Origin of the sequence: Nocardiopsis sp. TNDT3 (genome assembly GCF_003427465.1) — a bacterium.
GTDB classification, from domain to species: domain Bacteria; phylum Actinomycetota; class Actinomycetes; order Streptosporangiales; family Streptosporangiaceae; genus Nocardiopsis; species Nocardiopsis dassonvillei.
Genome location: NZ_QPFC01000634.1, coordinates 1 through 4,543, shown reverse-complemented (window position 1 = coordinate 4,543; position 4,543 = coordinate 1). Strand labels below are relative to the sequence as shown.

Annotated in this window: 6 protein-coding genes; 3 read left to right on the top strand and 3 right to left on the bottom strand. The window is 71.7% G+C overall.

Going from position 1 to position 4,543, the window contains the following annotated elements:
• Positions 1-147: 147 nt before the first annotated feature.
• From DQW06_RS16115 to DQW06_RS16105, 3 genes are read right to left on the bottom strand one after another with little or no spacing between them, the layout of a single operon-like run.
• A complete protein-coding gene (locus DQW06_RS16115) occupies positions 148-525 on the bottom strand; it encodes a hypothetical protein (protein ID WP_013156517.1) in 378 nt (125 codons plus the stop codon).
• A 47-nt stretch (positions 526-572) separates the two neighbouring features.
• On the bottom strand, positions 573-2,051 hold the full coding sequence (locus DQW06_RS16110) for a bifunctional lysozyme/C40 family peptidase (RefSeq protein ID WP_117198832.1): 1,479 nt from the start codon (positions 2,049-2,051) through the stop codon (positions 573-575).
• On the bottom strand, positions 2,048-2,662 hold the full coding sequence (locus tag DQW06_RS16105) for a hypothetical protein (protein WP_117198831.1): 615 nt from the start codon (positions 2,660-2,662) through the stop codon (positions 2,048-2,050). Before DQW06_RS16105 ends, DQW06_RS16110 begins: the two co-directional genes overlap by 4 nt.
• Positions 2,663-3,276: 614 nt before the next feature.
• Between DQW06_RS16105 and DQW06_RS16100 the strand changes: the two genes are divergently transcribed.
• From DQW06_RS16100 to DQW06_RS16090, 3 genes are read left to right on the top strand one after another with little or no spacing between them, the layout of a single operon-like run.
• Positions 3,277-3,825, top strand: a complete 549-nt coding sequence (locus tag DQW06_RS16100; RefSeq protein WP_117198830.1) for a hypothetical protein — start codon at positions 3,277-3,279, stop codon at positions 3,823-3,825.
• Positions 3,826-3,840: 15 nt separating this feature from the next.
• Positions 3,841-4,176, top strand: a complete 336-nt coding sequence (locus DQW06_RS16095; RefSeq protein WP_019609296.1) for a hypothetical protein — start codon at positions 3,841-3,843, stop codon at positions 4,174-4,176.
• A complete protein-coding gene (locus DQW06_RS16090; RefSeq protein WP_019609295.1) occupies positions 4,173-4,517 on the top strand; it encodes a hypothetical protein in 345 nt (114 codons plus the stop codon). Before DQW06_RS16095 ends, DQW06_RS16090 begins: the two co-directional genes overlap by 4 nt.
• Positions 4,518-4,543: the final 26 nt, after the last annotated feature.

Genomic DNA, 4,543 nt, shown 5'->3' with positions numbered 1-4,543 from the left:
GTCGTCGCCGACGGGCGGGGAGGGGGATCGGCGGGAGCGCGCGGGGCAGGCGCTCACCGGTGCGAAGATACCGTGGCCGCGGCGGGGCCGCGCGCGGGCACCGACGGGACGGGCCGCTCCCGGGGGAAGCGGTGCGAGGCTCGGGCCTCAGGCGGTCCCGGCGGCCGCCTGTCTCTGCTCCATCCTCGCGATGAGGCCGCTGGAGCCCGTGGACTGCGCGGCTCCGCCGGACTCGAAGACCCCGGCCAGCGTGCTCAGCAGTCCGGTGGCACCGCCGATGGCGGCGCCAGCGGCGCCCAGGACGGCCCCGCCCGCGCCGAAGGCCATGTTCCCGAGGCCCGAGAGTCCCTTGAGGCCGACTTTGGCGCCGAGCTTGAGGCCGCCCAGGAGCACCCCCTTGCCCAGGCCCTTCCAGCCGCCCTTCGACGCGAGCCAGGCGCCCCCGCGTTGACCGATGAAGGTCAGGGCTCTCTGTCCGGCTGCGCGGAGCGCTGTGCCCCCGAGGAGTGCGAGTGGGAGAGCCATGACGGGCCGTCCTTTCGGTTCGTGTGTGGTGTAGCGGGGTCGGGCGGTCACGCCATCATGCTCTCCGGCTCGTCGCCGGACGATCCCGGATCGATCCGGATCGCCCCCACGAAGACCGACCGGTAGTGCTCGGTCTCGATCGACACCTCGGTGATGGTCTTGCCCGTCGCCGGTGCGTGGATCATCATGCCGTCACCGGTGTACATCCCCATGTGGGACGGGGACTGCCCGGCGTAGTGGAAGTAGAGCAGGTCGCCCGCCTGCAGCTCGCCGACGTCGAGGGCCCCGTTCGCCACCACGCCGACCTGCGCCCCGTCCCAGGATGAGGCGGGGTCCCCGTCCTGCCACTGGGCGAAGGTGGTCCGGGGGATCGTGACGCCCACGGAGTTCCACGCGGCCATGACCAGGCCCGAGCAGTCGTAGGCGTCGGGCCCCGTCGCGGACCACACGTAGGGTTTGCCGATCTGGTCCCTGGCGAACTGCACCACGCTCCGGTGCCTGTCGCTGACGTCGCCCAGGAACGCGGCCCGGGAGGCCCCGCCCCCCTGCTCCTCGCAGTCCTGGCCGCCGCCGCCGAAGGACGCGGCCTGGACGGTGAGGGAGGGCGAGGTCGGGGCGATGCCGGAACCCCGGTAGTACTCGGCCACCTCCAGGACCTGAGCGACGTACCACCTGGCGGGGTTGTGCCTGTAGACCGTGCACTCGATGGGGCTCAGGTCCCCCCGTCCGCTCCCGCAGACGGAGGCGGATCCGTTGTCCCGGGCCTGCTGGGCGTAGTAGGCGAGCCGGAAGGCCCCCGAGGTGATGTTGTCCCACGGGTCCCAGACGTTGACCATCCCGTCGTCGTTGCCGTCGATGCCGAAGTAACGCGGGTTGGCGGGCATCTCGCCCACGTCGTAGTGCCAGCGGCGGTCCGCGACCGGTTCCTTGGGCTTGCCTCCCCAGGCGTTGCCCGCGCTGCCGAGCCGGCCGCCGACCTGCCCCGTCCGCGGGTCCTGCACGCCGAACTGGACGATCCCGGCCGCGCCGTAGGGGTTGCGCTCGCCCTCGTTCAGGCCGGAGTGCCAGTTCGGGTCCGTGGAGACGTAGGCGCCGTTCTGGGTCTCGATCGCGCCGACCGCGGCGAGGAGCTCCCAGGGCAGGCCGTAGGCCTCGGCGGCGGTGCGGTGCGCCCGCAGGACGTTCTCGGGGACGTCCACCCGGACGGTCTTGGTGGAGGAGCCCTGTTCGCCGTGGGAGCTGATGGTGATCGTCTCGCGCGACGACGACGCGGACGCCTGGACCACACCCGTCGACGAGTCCGATCCGCCGAAGCCGCTCGCCGTGGCGCCGCCGCCCGGGCCGCACATGGTGGCGGCGTAGGCGATGCCGCCCATGACCGCGAGCGCCGTGACGCCCCCGCCCACGCGCGCGGCCCCGCTCGCGGCGCCCCGGTCGCCGTCGCGCCCGCGCCGGGGCAGGAGGAGTCCGCGCACCCGCGACCGCAGGCGCGCCGCGGCGTCGGAGACGGAGCGGACGCCGCTCATCCGGCCTCCCCGACGTTTCCGAGGGCCGCGCCCTGGAAGGCGTAGACGGCCCAGCCCTCACCCTCGGGCACCACGGTGACCGCGTACGCCACGGGCTCGTTCCCCCCGTCGTCCCCGGCGTCGGTCAGGAAGCGCGCCTCCACCTCGTAGATGACCGACCCGGTGCCGACGTTGCGGATCCCCGTGACCGTCGCCGACGCGCTGGTCGGCTGGGGGTTCCGCGCGGTCGCGCTGTTCGGGGCGCCGAGGACGAGGTCCTCCACGGTGCCGAAGAACTCCTCCGAGATCATCGGGGAGAGGCGGTCGAGGCGCTCGTCCCCGCTCTCGTCGGGGACGACCTCGCTGTAGGCCGCGACGAAGTCCCGCGCGGTCTCGGCTCCGCTCCGGAGCTGCTCCTCCGAGTACGGCATCAGGGACATGACGTCGCCGAGGTCCCCGGCACCGGCCGCGGAGGGCTCCCCGTTCCCGCCCGGCGAGGAGACGGGAGGGTCCTCCCCGCCGCCCGATCCCGGGAGGAGCTGGAACCCCAGGAACAGGAGGGCGACGACCAGGCCTCCCACGATCGCGAACACGATCGTCTTCTCCCGCGAACCGCCGGCGAAGTCGCTCATGAAGGACCCGCTGTTCTGATCATGGGCACCCACTAGCAGGGAACGTGGACAGGAATCACCCATCCATACCCGCAGGAATATCGGCGGCGCAATAGGGACAGGAAAAACATGAAAACCACGAAGAGTGATAGTTCATAACGTTTCGGATAACCATCCGTGAAGGCCGGTCACGCAAAAGCCGAAGGTCCCGAATGGACGCCGGAGCACCGAACGGCCATTGAGCATGAGTTATGACGCAGGAGAGCCGCGCGGTTCTCCTGAGTCAGCGAGAACATCAAGGGTTTATTCGCTTTTCAGATTCCCCTCGGGCCACAAGATGACTCAAAGTAGTCGGCATGGGAGCGGTCACCTGGTCGGATTCGGCGCGACACGGTATATATAGCCTGCTGTTCGACCCCCGCCCCGGCCAGGCAGCGCCACCCTTCCTCCCGCGTGTTCGCGGCTTCCCCACGGCGCGCGGAAAGGCCCTGGGCGCCCGGCGGGCGGAAGGCGGAGGAGCCGGCCCCCGAGGGCCCGGCCGTGCGCGACGTCCGGCCCCGGAAGCGGTGGGGACCAGGAACCGCGCGGTTCCCCGCAGGGAACCGGCGCTCTCACGACGCGGACGAGGGGAAGCCATGAGGAGGCGACGGACCGACACGGGCGACGGGCACGGCCCGTCGGCCGGGGCGCCGCCGGACGGGGCGCTGCCGGACTGGGCCAGGGAGATGGTCGTGCTCGGCTGCCACGGAGGCGCGGGCACCACCACGCTCCGGGTGCTGCTGGACACGCCCTGGGACCTGGGCGCCTACTCGTCCGACAGGGGCGCGATCGGCGCCTTCGGCCGTCCCCTGGTCCTCGTCTGCGGCAACAGCGTCGCCTCGACGGCACGGGCCGCGGAGGTCATCGACGTCCTGGAGCGCAACGGTCTGCGGGCGGCGGCCCTGGTGGCGGTGGCGGACGGCGCCGGTCCCGAGCCCCCCGAGTCCTCGGCGCGGCTGCGCCTGGTGCGGGACCGGGTCGGACACCTGGTCCGGTTCCCCTTCGTCGCGGGTCTGCGCTACGTGGACGCAGCCGACGCGGGTCAGGTGAGACTGCCCAAGAGGGCGCAACGGACTCTGGACGAGATCAGGAACGCGTGCCACAGCGCGGCGAGCGAGACCCTGGCGCGCCAGGCCTCAGGGTGAGGAGAACTGATACGCATGGACGGATTTCTGTACGCCGCGAGCGATGTGGCCAGCCACATGGCCGTCCTCCCCATGGACAGCTTCGACTGGTCGAACAACCCGGAGCTTCCGGGCTTCAACGGCAGCGCCAACCCCATCCAGCAGATCATCAACTGGGGTCAGGGCATCATCGTCGTGATCGGGATCATCGGCATCCTCTTCGCCGCGGGCAAGATGGCGATCGGCAAGTTCGGCCGGTCCGACCTCGCCGCCGACGGCGTCGGCGGACTGGTCTGGACGATCATGGGCATCTCCCTGATGCTCGTCGCCATTCCGGTCATCCGGACGGTCGCCGACGTGGCGGGCGGATGACGCTCGCCGCGCTCCTGCCCTCGGCGGCGGACGCCGTCCAGCTGGGCGCGCTGCTCCCGGCCGAGGTGCGGTGGGACCCCGTGCCACAGCTGCCCGAGTGGGGCCGGTGGAGCGGCCAGTCCGACGCGGACCCGATCGAACGGTTCCTCGGGCTGGCGCAGGGGGTGATCGTCGTCCTCGGGGTCATCGGCATCCTCTACTCCGCCGCGAAGATGGCGGTCGGGAAGCTGGGGCGGTCCGAGATCGCCGCGGACGGGGTCGGCGGCGTCGTGTGGACCATCATGGGGGTCTCCCTGATGCTGGTCGCCATTTCCGTCGTCACCACGCTGGCGGGGGTCTGAACGAACCGGAAGAGGGGGGCAGGGGG

What these genes read in the sequence shown, in the direction of transcription:
- DQW06_RS16115 (WP_013156517.1), bottom strand. Translation starts at nt 525, where the DNA reads ATGGCTCTCCCACTCGCACTCCTCGGGGGCACAGCGCTCCGCGCAGCC.
- DQW06_RS16110 (WP_117198832.1), bottom strand. Translation starts at nt 2,051, where the DNA reads ATGAGCGGCGTCCGCTCCGTCTCCGACGCCGCGGCGCGCCTGCGGTCG.
- DQW06_RS16105 (WP_117198831.1), bottom strand. Translation starts at nt 2,662, where the DNA reads ATGAGCGACTTCGCCGGCGGTTCGCGGGAGAAGACGATCGTGTTCGCG.
- DQW06_RS16090 (WP_019609295.1), top strand. Translation starts at nt 4,173, where the DNA reads ATGACGCTCGCCGCGCTCCTGCCCTCGGCGGCGGACGCCGTCCAGCTG.
- DQW06_RS16095 (WP_019609296.1), top strand. Translation starts at nt 3,841, where the DNA reads ATGGACGGATTTCTGTACGCCGCGAGCGATGTGGCCAGCCACATGGCC.
- DQW06_RS16100 (WP_117198830.1), top strand. Translation starts at nt 3,277, where the DNA reads ATGAGGAGGCGACGGACCGACACGGGCGACGGGCACGGCCCGTCGGCC.